This is a genomic window from Saccharopolyspora shandongensis, assembly GCF_900106995.1.
GTDB lineage: Bacteria > Actinomycetota > Actinomycetes > Mycobacteriales > Pseudonocardiaceae > Saccharopolyspora > Saccharopolyspora shandongensis.
Map to the genome: position 1 here is coordinate 77,306 of NZ_FNOK01000020.1, position 17,112 is coordinate 94,417.

Genomic DNA, 17,112 nt, shown 5'->3' on the forward strand with positions numbered 1-17,112 from the left:
GTACCGGCGGTCTCGCCCTCGGCTCCCGATTCCACCGCAGCGTCAGTACCGGCGGTCTCGCCCTCGGCTCCCGATTCCGGAGCGGATTCGGCCTCGCTGGATTCGGCGTCGGTCTCGGCTTCGGGCTCATCAGCGGATACAGCCGCCTCGCCCTCATCCGCCGCATCGCCGGATTCGGCAGCGGTTTCCGCGCCTGCCGGCTTCTCCGATCCGGCGGCGGATTCCTGGCCCGCCGGCCGCTCCGCTTCGGCAGCGGGTTCGGCTTCAGTCGCAGCTTCGTCGGGCTTGGCGTCGGCTTCTGCTTCGGCGTCGGCGCTGGGGAAGACCGGCTCGGCTTCGTCACCGGGCGGCGCGTCGGACTCGGCAGCACCGGATTCCTCGCCCGCAGCACTTTCCTCGGCCGCCGGTTCGGGCTTCGATCCGGGCTCGGAGGCCGCATCCTCGTCGGCTTCCGCCGCGTCGTCGGTCTGCGCTGCCGCATCCGGCGCGGGTTCTTCGCCGAGGTTTCCGGCAACGCGCTTCGTCGAGCTCGCAGCCTCTTTCGCCGACCCGCCGACCTCGCCCGCGGTGATCGGCATGGTCTCCTGGACCGCGTCATCCTCTTCGGCCTGCGAAGACCCATCAGCGGCGACGGTCTTCATCTTCGCGGTCTGCTGCGCGGCGGCCTCGTCGTCCGAAGCCTCCGCCTGCGAACCGCTGTCCGGCTCGTCGCGATCGACGGTCTTCAGCCGCGCCGTTTCCACCTCCTGAGGAGGCTTCTCCTCGCTCCCGGCGGCGGTCTTCAGCCGCGCGGTCTCCGCCGCGGCGTCGTCCTCGTCAGGCTCTTCGAGGCTGCCCGCGACCCGCTTCGACGCGGTCGCGGACTGCTCGGCCGATGTGTTGTTGATCTCATCACCTGCGGATTGCTCGGGATCCGCGGCGTCCGGCGAGGTCGCCGGGTTCGGGTCGTTCCGGGGCGGGGTGCTCGTCGACGGCTCCGCGGCGTCGGCTGGCCGGTCCGGCGGCGTGCCGTCCGGGGACGACGCAGCGGTTCGGGTCGGGCTCTCGCTATCCGGTGTTGACGCACGGACGTCGGTTTCGGACACCTCACCCCCGGTGTTCTGGGGTTCGGGCACGTGCTCCTCCTCGACGGATCGCCAGCCTGCCAGATTGCGAGCTCCCACACTGCGGTGGGGCCCGGTGAGCCACCGTGGTCCACACTAGACGTGGTCGCGCGCGAGAGCGGGCGGCCGCATCCGACGCAAGACGAGTGAGGAACCGCGTGGACTTCGACGTCACGATCGAGATCCCCAAGGGGAACCGGAACAAGTACGAGGTGGACCACGAGACCGGACGCATCCGTCTCGACCGGACGCTGTTCACCGCCACCCAGTACCCGGCGGACTACGGGTTCGTCGAGGACACCCTGGGTGAGGACGGCGACCCGTTGGACGCGCTGGTCCTGGTGCAGGAGCCCACGTTCCCCGGCTGCCTGATCAAGTCGCGCGCCATCGGCATGTTCCGGATGCGCGACGAGAAGGGCGGCGACGACAAGGTCATCTGCGTGCCCTCGGATGACCCGCGGCAGGAGCACCTGCGCGACATCCACCACCTCGCCGAGTTCTACAGGCTGGAGATCCAGCACTTCTTCGAGGTGTACAAGGACCTGGAGCCGGGCAAGAGCGTGGAGGGCGCGACGTGGGTCGGCCGCACCGAGGCCGAAGCGGAGATCAAGCGCTCGTACGAGCGAGCCAAAGAACAGGGGCACTGAACCACCGCCCCGCAGAAGGGCCCTTACCGCGCTGGATGCGGTGAGGGCCCTTCTTCGTGTTCGGGGTGGAACGCTCCACAGGTGATCGCCCGCGAGTGGGGTGGAGCGCTCTGGCACCCCACCCCGCGCACAGGCCCTGACCTGCAGTTCCACGTACTTGTCCACAGAGTTGTGGATAAGTGCTGATCCTGTGGATAAGTCGCCGGTCAGTCCAGGCGGATGTCGCGCAGGAACCAGGTGAGCGCGAAGGCCACCAGCACCACGCAGCCGCCGACGAAGAACACCGTGTCCATCGAGCTGGCGAAGCCCTCCAGGATCGGCCGCGACAGGCGCGGGTCCAGGCCGTACAGGAACGACGTGTCGTTGATGTCGATCCCCGCCGCGCCACCCGACTGCAGCGCCTCGACGAACCTCCGGTTCACCGGGTCCGCCAGCACCTCCGGGTCGCGCAGCGCCGCGGTGAACTCCGGCGTGGCGAACGCCGCGCTCGTCGAGTCCGCGATCCGCCCGCCGACCGTGCTGAACAGCACCGACAGGAATGCCGCCGCGCCGACGGTGCCGCCGGTCTGCCGGAACAGGTTCACCGACGCGGTCGCCACGCCCATGTCGCGCGGGGTGGCGCCGGTCTGCACGACGAGCGTCAGGGTCTGCATCAGCATGCCCAGGCCGCCGCCCATGACAACCGCCGTCAGCCCCACCTGGACCAGCGAGGTGTCCACGCCGATCAGGCTGAACAGGAACAGCGCGGTGGCCATGAAGGCGGCGCCGACGATCGAGACCTTCAGCCGGCCGGTCTTGGAGATCAGCTTGCCGACGACGCCGGTCGACACCATGATCCCGGCGGTCATCGGCAGCAGCATCATCCCGGCCTCGGTCGGGTTCAGGCCCTTGACGATCTGCAGGTACAGCGGCACGGAGCTCAGCCCGCCGAACATGCCGATGCCGACCAGGAAGTTCAGCAGGTTGCCCATCCGGAACGACGACTGCCGGAACATCCGCAGCGGCAGCAGGGCTTCGGCGCCCATCCGGTTCTCGGCGAACACGAACAGCAGCAGCCCGACCGCGCCGATGCCGTACATGGTCAGCGAGGTCGACGACAGCCAGCCCCACTCGCGGCCCTGCTCGGCGACGGTCAGCAGCGGCACCAGCAGCACGACCAGCGCCATCGCGCCCAGGTAGTCGATGCGGTGCCGGACCCGTTCGGTGGCCACGTTGAGGACCTTGGCGACGACGGCCAGCGCCGCCAGCCCGACCGGCAGGTTCACCAGGAACACCCAGCGCCAGCCGTCGATGCCGAGGAAGCTGTCCAGGCCGGCGAACAGGCCGCCGATCACCGGGCCGATCACGCTGGCGGTGCCGAACACCGCCATGAAGTAGCCCTGGTAGCGGCTGCGCTGCCGGGCGGGGACCATGTCGGCGATGATCGTCAGCGCCAGCGACATCAGCCCGCCGCCGCCGAGTCCCTGGATGGCGCGGAACGCGGCGAGCTCGTAGATCGAGTTCGCCATCCCGCACAGCAGCGAGCCGACCAGGAACAGCGAGATCGCGGTCAGGTAGAGGGGCTTGCGGCCGTAGATGTCGGAAAGCTTGCCGTACAGCGGCGTGGTGATCGTGGCCGTGATCAGGTAAGCCGTGGTCACCCAGGCCTGCGCGGTCTGCCCGTGCAGCTGGTCGGCGATGACCCGGATCGCCGAGCCGACGATGGTCTGGTCGAGCGCGCCCAGGCCCATGCCCAGCATCAGACCGGTGAGCACGGTCAGGATCTGGCGGTGGGTCAGTGCGGGTGCCGGGGCCTGCGCCGGGGGCACAGCCGTTTCCGACATGGTCTTCCCTTCCAGGGGTTGCTCATCGGGATGGGCCGGCGCGCGAGGCCGGCAGGAGCGCTGCCGCACGAACATCCCCAGAAATTTGCTTGCAGCACTCAACTAGTTGGCGCGGTCAAGCATGGCCTCGGATCAAAAGCGAAGCAACTTCGTTTCCTGTGCCTTGGGCCACGTCAGCGCCGCCGCGACGACCGGCCCATCCCCAGCGTCGTGCCGTCGGCCCGGCGGAGCACGACGACCGGAGCCGTCGCGGCGTGCTTGCCGCTGCCCGGCGTGAACCGCTCGCGCGGCGAGCGCGGTTGGTAGAACCAGGCGAGCTCGGTCCGCGCCCGCGCCACCGCGCGCCGCCGGCGCAACTGCCTGCGGATCGCCGGGGCGAGCACCACCAGGCCGGACATCGTCGCTACCGCCATCCACCAATACATCCCCGCTCCCTTCCTCGGGAGGAGGAATTGAGCTCGGCCCGGCTCGTGATGCGGCGGCCGTCGAGATCCCCCGAATGGCCCAGCGAAAAATTCAACACATGTTGATTTTTTGGTCATCCGCGAGCTACCTTGCTTCCCAACGGCGAGAGAGGTTCGCGATGAGCACCTTGGAGACCAGAACCCTGCTCGACCTCGGCGAGATCGGTGCCGGGGACGGCGAGCTCGTCGGCGGCAAGGCCGCGAACCTGGGCGAGCTTTCGGCGGCCGGTTTCCGGGTGCCACCCGGCTTCTGCATCAGCACGCTCGCCTACGACGAGGTGTGCCGGGAACCGGCCGAAGACCTGCTGGACCGGCTGCCCGGCTCGGCCGCCGAGATCCGCTCCCGCCTGGCCGGCGCCGAACTCCCGGCCGGGCTGGCCGCCGCGATCACCGCCGCCTACGCGGAACTCGGCCCGGACGCGCCGGTGGCGGTGCGCTCCTCCGCGACCGCCGAGGACCTGCCGCACGCCAGCTTCGCCGGCCAGCAGGACACCTACCTGAACGTCGTCGGCGAGGCCGCGCTGCTGGACGCGGTGCGGCGCTGCTGGGGTTCGCTGTGGACGGACCGGGCCGTGGCCTACCGCACCGCCAACGGCATCGACCACCGCGCGGTGCGGCTGGCCGTCGTCGTGCAGCGCATGGTCGACGCGACCGCGGCCGGCGTGCTGTTCACCGCGAACCCGGTCACCGGGCGGCGGTCCGAGGCCGTGATCGACGCGAACACCGGGCTCGGCGAATCGGTGGTGTCCGGCGCGGTCACCCCGGACCACTTCGTGGTGGAGTCCGGCCGGGTCACCGCGAAGCGGCTCGGCGACAAGCCCGCCAGCATCCGGCCGAAGCCCGGCGGCGGCACGGAATCCGTTGCGCAGCAAGCCGATCTGCCGTCGATCACGGACGACCAGGCCAGGACCCTCGCCGCCGTGGGCGCGGAGGTCGCGCGGCACTACGGCGCGCCGCAGGACATCGAGTGGGCCATCGACGGCGACGGCACGACCTGGCTGACCCAGTCGCGGCCGGTCACCACGCTGTTCCCGCTGCCCGACGAGCCGCTCGGCGGGCTGCATGTCTACCTGTCGATCAACGTGGTGCAGGGCGTCTACCGGCCGATCACGCCGCTGGGCGCGGCGACGCTGGCGCTGATGCTCACCAACCTGATGCGCAACATCGGCGTCCCGGCCGAGGGCCACCGCCCGAAGCTGTGGCGGCAGGCCGACGGCTGGCTGTTCGCCGACATCACCGGCATGACCCGCAGCAGGTTCGGCCGCGCCATCGGCCCCCGGGTGTTCGCGATGGCCGAGGCCCGCACCGGCAAGGTCTTCGATTCGCTGCTCGACGATCCGCGACTCCCCCTGAGTCCGAAGATCCCGTGGCCGCTGCTGCGCCGGATCGGCGGAATCCTGTTGCACACCAAGGCACCCATCCAACTGGCACGCACGCTGCGCGATCCCGCGCGCACCCGCGAGCAGCTCTTCGGCATGGTGCCGGAGATCCGGGCGGCCCTCGCCGGCGACGAGCCGTCGTCCGCGCGCGAGCGACTGGCCGCGGCGTGGCGGGGCATCGCGGAGGTCGCGGTCCCGCGCATCGCGCGGATCCCGGCGCGGCTGCTGCCCGTCCTCTTCCTCAGCCGGCTGCTGCCGAAGCTGGTGGGCCGGGCCGCCACCGCCGAGGAGGTGCAGATCGTGCTGCGCGGCATCCCGCACAACGTCACCACCGAGATGGACCTGGAGCTGTGGGGCATCGCGCAGCTCGCCCGCCGGGATCCCGGAACCGCCCGGCTGTTCGGCGAATCCTCCCCCGACGAGCTCGCCGCGCGCTACCGGAACCGAACGCTGCCCACCGATGTCCAAAGTGGACTCGATGACTTCCTGGCGCGCAACGGGCACCGGACGGTGGCGGAGATCGACGCCGGCGTGCCGCGCTGGGCGGAGGACCCGACGCACGTGCTCGGCCTCGTCGCGAACTACGTGCGGACGGGTGAGAGCGGGCACGACGCCGACGAGCAGTACCGGCGCGGCGTGGCCGAGGCGGAGCGGACGGCCGCCGAGATCGTGTCCCGGCTGCGGCGCCGGAACCCGCTGCGCGCACGGGTCGCCGCTTTCGTGGTGGACCGGGTGCGGCAGCTCGCGGGGCTCCGCGAACTGCCGAAGTACTGCATCGTGCTGGCGATCGCGAACGCCCGCCGCCACCTGCTGGCTGCGGGCGAGGAACTCGCCTCGAACGGCCGCCTGGAACGCGCGGACGACGTGTTCTTCCTGGAATACGAGGAGATCGACACCGCCATCTCCGGCGCCGACCACCGGGATCTGGTGGCCCGGCGCCGCGAAACGCACGAGAGGGAGCTGCGGCGCCGGAACCCGCCACGCGTGCTGCTCTCGGACGGCACCGAACCCGAGGCGGCGCTGCCGGTGGCGACGGTCGACGGCCGGCTGGCCGGGACGTCGGCTTCGGCGGGCACCGTGACCGGGACGGCGCGCGTGGTGCACGATCCGGTCCGCGCGCAGCTCGCGCCCGGCGAGATCCTGGTCGCGCCGTCCACCGATCCGGGCTGGACGCCGCTGTTCCTGACCGCGGGCGGCCTGGTGATGGAGATGGGCGGGCCGAACTCGCACGGCGCGACGGTGGCCCGGGAGTACGGAATCCCCGCGGTGGTGGGCGTTCCCGAGGCCACCACCCGCATCGCCGACGGCCAGCGGATCACCGTGCACGGTTCGGCCGGAACCGTCGAACTCGCCTGACGGCGATGGCCCCCGCCGGTTCTCGGCGGGGGCCATCGAGTCGTCTTCGGGGGCGCCGTCGGCGGAAGCGTCCGCCGGTGCAGCGGTGCGGTCGATCGCGTTCTTCGGTTGCCGACTTCCGATGTGGCGGGCGCAATCAGGAGCCGAGCTGGTTGACGCCGCCGAGCGGGCCGTGGCTGACCACGTCGTTGATCTTGTCCAGCGCCGTGGTCGGGTCGGTTTTGCCGACCGGGAGTTCGCCGGTCAGGCCGCCCAGCGGACCCTGCGGGCCGGTGATGCCGCCGAGCGCGTCGCCGCTGCGGGACAACGGCAGCTGGGTACCGGCGAGCGGAGTGCTGGACGCCACGCCGTGGACCGCCTCGCCGACCACGTCGACGTCCTGCTGCGCGGGCGGCAGCTGCGCGGGCTTGGTCTGCGGCGTGCCCGGCAGCGCCGAGTCCACGCCGATCGGCAGCAGGTCGTTGGTCGGGCCGTCGGTGCGGGCCACGGGCGAGACCGACAGCGCCGGGACGACGTCACCGACCGGCACGGCGCCGAGCGCGCTGCTCGGGTCGAGGCTCTTGCCGCCGGTCACGCCGCCGAGCAGCGAGCCGGCCGGGGTGCTGCCGAGCGCTCCGGTGAGACCGCCGAGCGCCTCGCCGCCGCCGCTGCGGCCAGCGATGCGCTCCTCGACCGGAACGACGTCGCCCACGGTCTGCTGCGCGGACTGCAGCGTGCCCGCGAAGTGGTACGCCGTCTGCGCGAGGTTGTTGTCCGTGGGCAGCTCCGCCGGCAGCTGCGGGGTCTCGGCCGCGTTCGCGGTAGCTGCGAAGCCGACAGCGCCGGCGCCGCCGACCAACACAGCGGCCGCTGCGGTAAGGGTGCGCTTCATCGCAATGCTCCTCTCTGCACAGGCCGATTCCTGTGCGCCGGGCCGGAGATTACGGAAGGATCACTCACCACCATTCAGCGATCACATAAGTGGGAAATGCGAACGGCCAGTGATCAATTCCCGCTAAATTTCTCCACTTTCGTGTAAATGACGCGGAAGTGACTACTGACCGATCCCCTCCGTCGATGCCGACGGCAACCGGCGCGCCCGCTCGGACCGCAGCGACTCCACCGCGTCGGCGAACTCCGCGTAAGCCTCGCTCTCGCCGACGAACCGCCGGTACCGGCCCACCCGCAGCTCCACCGACTCGTACTCGCGCTCCAGCGCGTCGGCGGCCTGCTGGCACGAGGCCGACCGGTCGCGGTACTTGGCATGCCCGGCGAACGCCGCCGACACCGCCACCAGCAGGCACAACGCCACCGCGCCCCACTGGAATTCCACGGCGGACATCGATGCCGCCGTCGCGGTCGCGGCGACGATCGAGCCGCCGATGATCACCGTCTGCAGGCCGTTGTCCTTCCAGCGGTCCCGCCGGGCCTCGCCCCGGTAGCGCTCGATGAGCTCCGGCAGCTGCGCCCGGTAGCGCTTGTGCGCCCCCAGCAGATCCCCAGGCCCCAGTTCGTCCAGCAGGTGCTCGCGGTGCGCGTACTCCAGCGTGCGTAGTTCTGATTCCACCGCGCGAACCTTAAAGTGCTGCTGGTAGACGAATTTCGCCGACACCGCCAGCGAGGCCAGCGCCAGCGCGAACACGATCGCGGCCGGCAGTGCGGACATCCATAACAACAGCGCGGCCGCAGCCGCGCCGATCAGCAACAGGGTTCCCGGCATCGCCCAGATCAGCAGCAGCCGCTGCACCAGCCGCGCCCGGTAGTGCTCCTCGGACCGCTGAGCGATCCGGCGTTCCCAGTCCGCCGGCCTGTCGTCCCCGGCGAGCACTCCACCGCCGACGATCCCGGCCGCATCCACTCGCTCCATCACATCGATCCTTCCAGCGCGTTAGTGCGATCGAAGTAGCTCCCGGAGCACCACGACAATCGGCCAGGAGGGTGATGATCCATTCGGCCGAACGGTCCACTCCCGGATGTGCCGAGTGATCGTCGCTGAATTCGCACGATGCTGCACGATCGATAACGCGCATTAATAACAGCGAGTGCTGTCACGCCCAACGCCGTGGGCGATTTCCGAGACCTGCCGCTTTGACAGCGGCCCCGGCGCGCCGGTCGACCAGGGGTCGCGGAATGCGCGCGCTACGGGTGCGTCAGCTCGGCGTCCGCGGCGCGGTAGAACTGCTTCGGATCCACCGGTTTCCCGGCCACCTCGAGCTGGAAGTGCAAGTGCGGCCCGGTGGATTCGCCCCGATCTCCCATGGTCGCGATCTGCTGCCCGGCGCGCACCTGTTCCCCGACCTCGACGAAATCCTCGTCGATGTGGCCGTAAATCGAAACGACGTCGCTGCTGTGCGCAATTCGGATCCACATGCCGTATCCGGAAGCCGGGCCGGAATCGATGACGGTGCCCCGAGCGGCGGCGCGGATCGGCGTGCCGATGTCGTTGGCGATGTCCACGCCGTTGTGCACGCTGCCCCAGCGGTCGCCGAAGCCGCTGCTGATCTCGCCTTCCGCCGGCGACACCCACGCATCGGCCGACTCGTCAGCTGGCGCGGGCTCGCCGGCCGATCGCGCGGCGAAGTAGGCGACATGGTCGGCCTCGGGCGCCGGAGGCTGCCGGTGGGCATCGTGCACAACCGGGGCGGCGAGGGCTCCTGCGGTGCAAAGCGCGCCGCCGAGGAGCAGGCCGGTCAACACGGCGGCCGCGGTCTTTTTTCGCATTGCCATTGCGCTTTCACTCCTCCCGCCGCCCGCTGTCATTCACGCGGCGGCCGGGCCGAATTCCGCACCTGGTCGCCGGTCATTCGAATCCGGCATGCGGTCGGTTCCGGGCAAGATTGGAGCCGAACTGCGCTGGCAATGCATTTCGGAACTGGCTCAATGGCATGAAGTACGGCAATTCGCGGTGTCCCGCGCACAGGTGTCGGCGAATCCACCACAAGGAATCGCCACCGACACCGAGCGTCCACAGTGGTCGCAAGTACCGGTGAACGGCGCGCGGCCCGAACCCGAAGCCCCTTCACCCGACCACGGAGGGTGCCGGGCGCGTCCGTTCCGCCCCGTCACCTCCCCGGTCGGCACACCACCCGTCCGGCAGTCACTCGATCTAGTTAAGAAACGGGTCCGCGCGGCGGTGCGGGTAGCGACCCGGCCGCCGGGTGCGCGACAGCGAGCCTCCCGGGCCTCCCCGGGAGGCTCGCGCCCGGTCACTTCGGCTCGACGAACTGGACGTCGAGCTGGATCTTCACCACGTCGCCGAGCAGCGCCTCGCCGGGGCCGAAGTTGATGCCGTAGTCGCGGCGGCGGATCTCGCCGTTGGCCTCGAAGCCGGCGTGCCGGCTGCCGTCGGGGAGGTCCTGCACGCCGCCGAACTCGACGTCGAAGGCGATCGGCCGGGTCACCTCGCCGATGGTCAGCTCCCCTTCGAGGGTCCAGTCCTCGCCTGCGCCGCTAAGCCGGGTGGAGCGGAAGGCCAGCGTCGGGCGCTTCGCGACGTCGAGCAGGTCGGGGGCGAGGACGTGCGCGTCGCGGTCGGCGTTGCCGGTGTCGATGGACGCGACGGCGACTGTGGCGTTGATCGCGCTGCCGTCGAGCGTCCCGCCGACCACCAGCTCGGCGTCGATCTCGGCGAAGCGGCCCCGCACCTTCGACACCCCCAGGTGGCGGATCGCGAAGCCGACCGAGGAGTGCAGCGGGTCCAGCTCCCAGCGGCCGGTCTTCAGGGGCAGTGCGGGCGTTTCAGTCGTCATGGCTCAAAGCCTGCCCGGCTCGCCGCCGCGGAGGGAGACCGTGCTGAGACTGTCCCTCCCAGGGCCACCCCCGGCACGCCACAAGCAGGTAGGTTCCGGTCGTGCGCGACAACGAGTTCGGGGCCTTCCTGCGCGCCCGCCGGGAGGCCATCACGCCAGCCGAGGTGGGCCTGCCCACCGGGCCCCGCCGGCGGACGCCCGGGCTGCGGCGCGCCGAACTGGCCACGATCGCCGGGATCAGCGTCGAATACCTCACCAGGCTGGAGCAGGGCCGGGACCGCCACCCGTCCCCCGAGGTGCTGGGCGCCATCGTCGACGCCCTGCGGCTGTCCGCCGAGGAGCGCGAGCAGCTGTGGCTGATCCTCGGCCTCGACAAGCCGACCGCGCTGTGCCCGCGGGTGGCCGAGCCGCCCGGCCAGGCTGTGCGCCCGAGCGTGCAGGCGATCCTCGACCGGCTCGAACCCGGCCCGGCGCTGGTGATCAACCGGGTCGGCGACGTGCTCGCGTGCACCGGCGGCTACCGGCGGCTGGCGGGACCGCTCGGCGTCCTGGACGCCGATCCGCCGAACCTGCTGCGCTACGTGTTCGCCGACGACCGCGCCCGCACCGCGCATCCCGAGTGGGCGCGCATCGCCGACGGCCGCGCCAACTTCCTGAAGCACGGGTTCCGCTCCGACGACCCGCACTCCGCGGGCCTCGTCGCGGAGCTGACCGACGCCGCGGGGGCGTCCTTCACCAGCCGGTTCGAGACGCCTCCCGTCGTGCTCCAACGCACCGGCGCGGAGCGCTGGGTGCACCCCGAGGTCGGCGAGCTGCTGCTGGACTTCGAGATCGTGGAACTGCCGGACGTCGACCAGCGGATGATCATCTATCTACCGGGCGACGAAGCGACCTCCGCGGCGCTCGACCGCCTCGACGGCCGCCAGCCCGGCGCCCTCCGGGCGGTCTCCGGCTGACCCGCTCGCGAGCGCTGAATCCGCCTCTTACCGGACTCGGCACTCACGACTGCACGCCCCGAGTCGTGAGCGCTGAATCCGCCTCTAACCGGACTCGGCACTCACGAGTGCCACTCGCTCGGCGACAGCGTTAGGGCGCCCGGGATCGCGGCGAACGCACGCCGGGCGCAGTCGACCAGGTCGTCGCGGGTGTGCGAATCCTCCCGCGCCAGCCACATCTCCAGCGCACGGTGGAACGCGGCGACCAGCAGGTCCATCACCAGGCGGGCGCGCACGTCGGCCTGATCGGGCAGCCCGAAGCGGCGGTGCAGGGTCTCCATCGCGGAACGGGTGGTCCGGGCGCAGAACTGCAGGCCGTGCGCGTCGATCGACGGCTTCGCGGCGGCCAGGCTCCTGCTGAGCCGCACCCGCTCCGCCCAGCCGTCGTCGGGCATCCGCCGCAGGGACGCGAGCACCGCGTCCTGCGCGACCTCCAGCAGCGGGCGGTCGTCCGGCTCGCGGGTTTCCAGATCGGCCAGGAACTCCGTCCAGAGGTCTTCGGTCGGCGCCAGCACCACGTCTTCCTTGCAGCCGAAGTAGCGGAAGAACGTGGTCTTGGAGACCTCGACCGCCTCGCACAGCTCGTCGACCGTCGTGGCGTCGAAGCCCTGCTCGGTGAACTTCGCCAGGGCGGTGTCGATCATCGCCTGCCGGGTGCGCAGCTTCTTGCGCTCGCGCAGCGAGACGGGGCGGGACGGGGCGCTCATCGCGGACAGATTACCCGAGCCCTAGTGCGACTCAGAAACTTATGGTACTCAGTTACATAAGTTACTGAATCACTTTCATGCGAGGAACCATGCGCGCACTGCTCGTCGACCGCTCGGCACCCGGCGGCCTCCGCCTCGGCCAGGCCCCGGACCCCGCTCCCGCGCCGAACCAGGCGCTGGTGCGGGTCACGGCGACCTCCCTGAACTACGGCGAAGTGCGGCACATCATCGAGGAATCCCCGGACGGCAGCGTCCTCGGCTGGGACGCGGCGGGAGTCGTCGAGCGCGCGGCGGCCGACGGCTCCGGCCCGGCCGAAGGCACGCCGGTCGTCACCCTGGCCCCGGACGGCGCGTGGGCCGAACTCCGAGCCGTCGACACCCACCGGATCGGCACCGTCCCGCAGGGCGCCGACCCCGGCGCGATCAGCACCGTTCCGGTAGCCGGCGCGAGCGCGTTGCGCGCGCTGCACCGGATGGGCCCGATCCTCGGCAAGCGAGTGCTGGTCACCGGCGCCACCGGCGGGACCGGGCGATACGCCGTGCAGCTGGCGCGGATGGGCGGCGCGCACGTCACCGCGTCCACCGGGAATCCGGCCGCGCACGGCGACGGGTTGCGCGCGCTCGGCGCGCACGAGGTGGTGTCCGACCCGGCCGAATCGGCCACAGTGGACGGTGTGGTCGACCTGGTCGGCGGCGGGCAGCTGGTGGCCGCCCACGACCGGCTCGCCGAGGGCGGCACGCTGGTGGCGGTCGGGCACCTCACCGGCGAGGGCGAGAACTTCCCGTTCGGCGCGCTCTTCGGCGCTCCGGAGCGGCACGACCGCACGATCGCCACGTTCTTCCTGCTCCGCTGCACCGGCCTGGCGCCGGACCTGACCTGGCTGGCCGAGCGCATCGCGACCGGCGATCTCGACCCGCAGGTGTCCTGGCGCGGCGCCTGGGACCGCGCCCCGGAAGCGATCGAGGCGCTGCTCGGCCGGACCCTGCACGGCAAGGCGGTCCTCGAAATCGGCTGAGGACCACGTAAGTTCGTTGCATGGCAAGGAAGATCGTGGTTATCGGGGCGGGCATCGTCGGGGCGTCGATCGCGGCGCAGCTGCCTGAGGACGTGTCGGTGACGGTGCTCGACCAGGGCCCGTCCGGTCGGCTGCGGGGTTCGACCGGGCACGCGCCCGGTTACGTGGGCCTGCTCAACGAAGTACCGGTGTTGACCGAGCTGGCGCGGGCGAGCGCCGAGCTGTACGACGACCTCGAACTCGACGGCGTGCAGGGCTTCGACCGGGTCGGCGGCGTAGAGGTCGCCAGCACGCCGGAAACCGCCGCCAAGCTGGAAGAACGGGCGGAACTGGCGGTGCGGGCCGGACTTCCGCACCGGCTGCTCGACGCCGCCGGGACCGCGGCACTGGCGCCGGATCTGATCGATCCGGCCCAGTGCCTCGCCGGCCTGCACTACGCCCAGGACGGCACCGCGCGTGCCGGTGTCATCACCGGGGCGTTGCGGAAGCGCAGCCGCGCCCGGTTCGTCGACGACGCCGCGGTCGTCGGCATCGAGCTCCGCGGCAACCGCGTGTCGGCGGTGCGGACCGCGACGGAGTCGTTCCCGGCGGACGACGTCGTGCTGGCCTCCGGCATCTGGGGTTCGCTGGTGGCGTCGCTGGTGGACCAGCGGATTCCGCTGACGCCCGTCGCGCATCCCTACGTCTACGGCCCGAAGCGGGCGGAATCCGCGGCGCGGACGCCGTTCGTGCGCTGGCCCGAGCAGCACGTCTACGCGCGCGACCACGGCGATCGCTTCGGCCTCGGCACCTACGACCACGCCCCGCAGCCGGTCCCGCTCGACAGGCTCGGCCGGACCGCGGAACAGCCGTGGCCCGGCGAGCTGTTCGACGATGCCGTCGGACGCGCGATGGCACTGCTGCCGGAGGCGAACCGCTTCCCCATCGCCGAGCGGCTCAACGGGGTGTTCTCGATGACGCCCGACAACCTCCCGCTCCTCGGCGCCTTCCCGGACATCACCGGGCTCTGGTCGGCGGTGGCGATCTGGGTGACCAGCGCCGGCGGCGCGGCGCGCGGCCTGGTGGAGCTCATGTGCGACAAGCCGTCGAGCTTCCCCGACGTGGACCGCCTCCGCCCGGACCGCTTCGCCGGCCAGGACCCGGCGGACCTCGAAGCCCGAGCGCTGCGGCTGTACCGCGACATCTACGCCAGCCTGTGAGTCGTGTGTGTTTTGTGCTGCTATGGCAGCACAAAACACACACGGGCCCCCGCACCGGCTCGTGAGCACTTCGGGCTGCCATAGCGGCCCGAAGTGCTCACGATGCAAGGCTTCAACCCGCGGCGGTCATCACGGCGCGCAAGCTCGACGCGATGACCGAGACATCGATCCCGACCGCCCACGCGGTGCCCTCCGCCGTGCGGTACTCCAGGTACGTCGCGGCGCGCGCCGCGCGTCCCGGCTCGATCGACTGCTGGACGAGGTTCACGATGTCCACCGTCCGATCGTGCTCCTCCAGCACCTGCACCAGCGCGGACACGGCACCTTCCGCGGTCACCTCGTGCGTCGTGGCCTCGCCGCCGATCTCCAGCGTCGCGGTCAGTCGGTCACCCGACGGCCCGTGGCCCACCGACCAGCCCGTCAGCGCGATCGACGGATCCGGGTTCTCCAGGTAGGTCGCGGAGAACAGCTTCCACAGCGTGGCCGCGTCCGCCTCCGCTCCGGTCCCGTCGGTGTGCCGCTGGACCACTTGCGCGAATTCCGCCTGCAACCCGCGCGGCAGGTCCAGCCCGTGCTCGGTCTGCATGAGGTAGGCGATGCCGCCCTTGCCGGACTGGCTGTTCACCCGGATCACCGCCTCGTAGTCCCGGCCGACGTCGTGCGGATCGATCGGCAGGTACGGAACCTCCCAGCGCACCTGGGATTCCGGGACTCCGCTCTCCCGCGCGCCCAGCGCGTGCCGCTGGAACCCCTTCCGGATCGCGTCCTGGTGCGTCCCCGAGAACGCGGTGTAGACGTACTCGCCGACGTACGGGTGCCGTTCGTGGACGCCCATCCGGTTGCAGTGCACGACGGTGTCCCGGACCGAATCGATGTCCGACAGGTCGATCATCGGGTCGACGCCCTGCGAGTACAGGTTCAACGCGAGCGTGATCAGGTCGACGTTCCCGGTCCGCTCGCCGTTGCCGAACAGGCAGCCCTCGACGCGCTGCGCACCGGCGAGCACCGCCAGCTCCGCGCACGCGACCCCGGTGCCCCGGTCGTTGTGCGGGTGCACCGACAGGATCACGTCGTCGCGCCGGTCGAGGTTGCCGCTCAGGTGCTCGATCTGGTCGGCGTACACGTTCGGCGTCGCGACCTCGACCGTCGCGGGCAGGTTGATGATCACCGGGCGGTCGGCGCTCGCGTCCCACAGGTCGATCATCATGTTGCAGACCTCGATCGCGAAGTCCGGCTCGGTCAGGTTGAAGACCTCCGGGGAGAACTCGTACCGGATCCCCGGCCGGTCCCCACCGCAGCGGAGCACGTCCTCGCCGGCCTTCCGGATCAGCTCGCGCAGGTCGTCCCGGCCGGCGCGCAGCACCGCGTCCCGCCACAGCGGCGCGGTCGGGGTGTACATGTGAACGACGACCCGGTCCAGACCGGCGATCGATTCGAAGGTGCGCTCGATCAGATCCCGGCGAGCCGGGGTGAACACCGCGACGGTGACGTCGTCCGGCACCAGGTCCGCTTCCGCCAGCAGCCGGACGAAATCGAAGTCGGTCTGGGACGCGGACGGATATCCGACCTCGATCTCCTTGTACCCGATCGAGAGCATCATCTCGTAGAAGCGCCGCTTGCGCGCCGGATCCATCGGTTCGGCCAGCGCCTGGTTGCCGTCGCGCAGGTCGACGGGAACCCACAGCGGCGCCTGCGTGATGCGGTTCCGCGGCCAGGTCCGGTCGATCTCGGGGACGGCGACGCGGTCGAACGCGCTCCGGTAGCGGTGGTGGGGCATTCCCGACGGCTGCTGCGGGTTCCAGCGCGCGGGGATGTGGTGGGAGGTCATGTCTGCCTTCCGGGTTCGGACGGTCTCCACCGGCGCGCGGCAACACCCCGCGACAGGGGGCGCCGGTCCGGTCAGCCCCTGTCGCGGCCGCTAAGGCCGCGAGCTCCCAACCACATGACAGGCAACGTACAATACGTCAGGTCCTCAGACAACCTGATAATTCGGGAGGCTGTTCGTGTCGCTGCGTCGATACCCGCTGTCGGAGCAGGCCACCGAGGCGATGTTGCGGCGCATCGGTTCCGGCGACTGGCCGATCGGCGAGAAGATCCCCAGCGAGACCTCCCTCGCCGCCGAGTTCGGAGTTGGCCGGTCGACGGTCCGGGAGGCGGTCCGCGAGCTCGCCGGCCGCGGGCTGCTCGAATCCCGCCACGGCTCCGGCGTCTACGTCATCCGGATCGATCCCGTCGAGGACTGGGCGACGACCGTCCGCAAGGCGGTGATCTCGGACGTGGCGGAGGGCCGCATCGCGGTGGAGGTGGAGGCCGCCCGCCTCGCGGCCGCGAAGCGCACCGACGAGGACCTCGCCGCGATCACGGCGGCGGCCACCCGGCGCGAGGCGCTCCAGCACGCGACGCCGGAGGAGTTCGTGGACGCCGACCTCGAGTTCCACCGCGCGATCGCCGGGGCGGCGCACAACACGATCATCACCGGCCTGTTCGATTCCCTGGCCGAGCGCGTCCGCGAGGCGATGCTCGACATGCTGGGCCTGATGCGGGAATCCGACGCGCAACGGCCGGTGGACCAGCACGAGCACCAGGAGATCGCCGATGCGATCCGGGCAGGCGACCCCGAGGCCGCGGGCCGGGCAGCCCGGAACCACCTCGCGAAGATCCTCTCCTACGTCCGCCCGGAACCGTGAGCACCGGC

General features: G+C 71.1%; 14 protein-coding genes and 1 pseudogene. 6 read left to right on the plus strand and 9 right to left on the minus strand.

Annotation, left to right across the window (positions count from 1 at the left end; all coding sequences use genetic code 11):
• Nucleotides 1–1,115, minus strand: a pseudogene (locus tag BLW84_RS21870) (hypothetical protein); the annotation flags it as partial.
• Nucleotides 1,116–1,261: 146 nt separating this feature from the next.
• Here BLW84_RS21870 and BLW84_RS21875 point away from each other — a divergent pair.
• A complete protein-coding gene (locus BLW84_RS21875; RefSeq protein WP_010308085.1) occupies nt 1,262–1,750 on the plus strand; it encodes an inorganic diphosphatase in 489 nt (162 codons plus the stop codon).
• A 206-nt stretch (nt 1,751–1,956) separates the two neighbouring features.
• Here BLW84_RS21875 and BLW84_RS21880 read toward each other — a convergent pair whose 3' ends face one another.
• Nucleotides 1,957–3,573 (minus strand): MDR family MFS transporter, encoded by a 1,617-nt coding sequence (locus BLW84_RS21880; RefSeq protein WP_093268023.1) that lies wholly within the window; start codon nt 3,571–3,573, stop codon nt 1,957–1,959.
• Between the two features lie 173 nt (nt 3,574–3,746).
• A complete protein-coding gene (locus BLW84_RS21885) occupies nt 3,747–3,998 on the minus strand; it encodes a hypothetical protein (protein ID WP_143061045.1) in 252 nt (83 codons plus the stop codon).
• 158 nt (nt 3,999–4,156) lie between these two features.
• Between BLW84_RS21885 and BLW84_RS21890 the strand changes: the two genes are divergently transcribed.
• On the plus strand, nt 4,157–6,772 hold the full coding sequence (locus tag BLW84_RS21890; RefSeq protein WP_093268028.1) for a PEP/pyruvate-binding domain-containing protein: 2,616 nt from the start codon (nt 4,157–4,159) through the stop codon (nt 6,770–6,772).
• A 136-nt stretch (nt 6,773–6,908) separates the two neighbouring features.
• Here the strand turns inward: BLW84_RS21890 and BLW84_RS47610 are convergent, their stop codons facing one another.
• From BLW84_RS47610 to BLW84_RS21910, 4 genes are all read right to left on the minus strand, one after another.
• Nucleotides 6,909–7,643: a hypothetical protein gene (locus BLW84_RS47610; protein WP_177226624.1), complete on the minus strand. Its 735-nt coding sequence runs from the start codon at nt 7,641–7,643 to the stop codon at nt 6,909–6,911.
• A gap of 162 nt (nt 7,644–7,805) precedes the next feature.
• Nucleotides 7,806–8,618: an SLATT domain-containing protein gene (locus BLW84_RS21900; RefSeq protein ID WP_093268031.1), complete on the minus strand. Its 813-nt coding sequence runs from the start codon at nt 8,616–8,618 to the stop codon at nt 7,806–7,808.
• A gap of 272 nt (nt 8,619–8,890) precedes the next feature.
• A complete protein-coding gene (locus BLW84_RS21905; RefSeq protein ID WP_245761295.1) occupies nt 8,891–9,478 on the minus strand; it encodes a M23 family metallopeptidase in 588 nt (195 codons plus the stop codon).
• A 479-nt stretch (nt 9,479–9,957) separates the two neighbouring features.
• A complete protein-coding gene (locus tag BLW84_RS21910) occupies nt 9,958–10,500 on the minus strand; it encodes a YceI family protein (RefSeq protein ID WP_093268037.1) in 543 nt (180 codons plus the stop codon).
• A 101-nt stretch (nt 10,501–10,601) separates the two neighbouring features.
• On the opposite strand from BLW84_RS21910, the gene BLW84_RS21915 reads away from it, so the two are divergent.
• Entirely contained in the window at nt 10,602–11,456 is an 855-nt protein-coding gene (locus tag BLW84_RS21915) for a helix-turn-helix transcriptional regulator (RefSeq protein ID WP_093268040.1), read from the plus strand.
• 101 nt (nt 11,457–11,557) lie between these two features.
• Here BLW84_RS21915 and BLW84_RS21920 read toward each other — a convergent pair whose 3' ends face one another.
• Entirely contained in the window at nt 11,558–12,202 is a 645-nt protein-coding gene (locus BLW84_RS21920) for a TetR family transcriptional regulator (protein ID WP_093268043.1), read from the minus strand.
• A gap of 89 nt (nt 12,203–12,291) precedes the next feature.
• Here BLW84_RS21920 and BLW84_RS21925 point away from each other — a divergent pair, with 89 nt between their 5' ends.
• Both BLW84_RS21925 and BLW84_RS21930 read left to right on the plus strand, forming a co-directional pair.
• Nucleotides 12,292–13,218 carry a zinc-binding dehydrogenase gene (locus BLW84_RS21925; protein WP_093268046.1) on the plus strand — a complete coding sequence of 309 codons (927 nt, stop codon included), beginning with the start codon at nt 12,292–12,294 and terminating at the stop codon, nt 13,216–13,218.
• Nucleotides 13,219–13,238: 20 nt separating this feature from the next.
• The gene (locus BLW84_RS21930) at nt 13,239–14,417 is read left to right on the plus strand and encodes an NAD(P)/FAD-dependent oxidoreductase (protein WP_093268048.1); all 1,179 of its coding nucleotides are present in this window, start codon (nt 13,239–13,241) and stop codon (nt 14,415–14,417) included.
• A 112-nt stretch (nt 14,418–14,529) separates the two neighbouring features.
• Here the strand turns inward: BLW84_RS21930 and BLW84_RS21935 are convergent, their stop codons facing one another.
• A complete protein-coding gene (locus tag BLW84_RS21935; protein WP_093268051.1) occupies nt 14,530–16,245 on the minus strand; it encodes a 2-isopropylmalate synthase in 1,716 nt (571 codons plus the stop codon).
• 175 nt (nt 16,246–16,420) lie between these two features.
• Between BLW84_RS21935 and BLW84_RS21940 the strand changes: the two genes are divergently transcribed.
• A complete protein-coding gene (locus BLW84_RS21940) occupies nt 16,421–17,104 on the plus strand; it encodes a FadR/GntR family transcriptional regulator (protein WP_245761296.1) in 684 nt (227 codons plus the stop codon).
• Nucleotides 17,105–17,112: the final 8 nt, after the last annotated feature.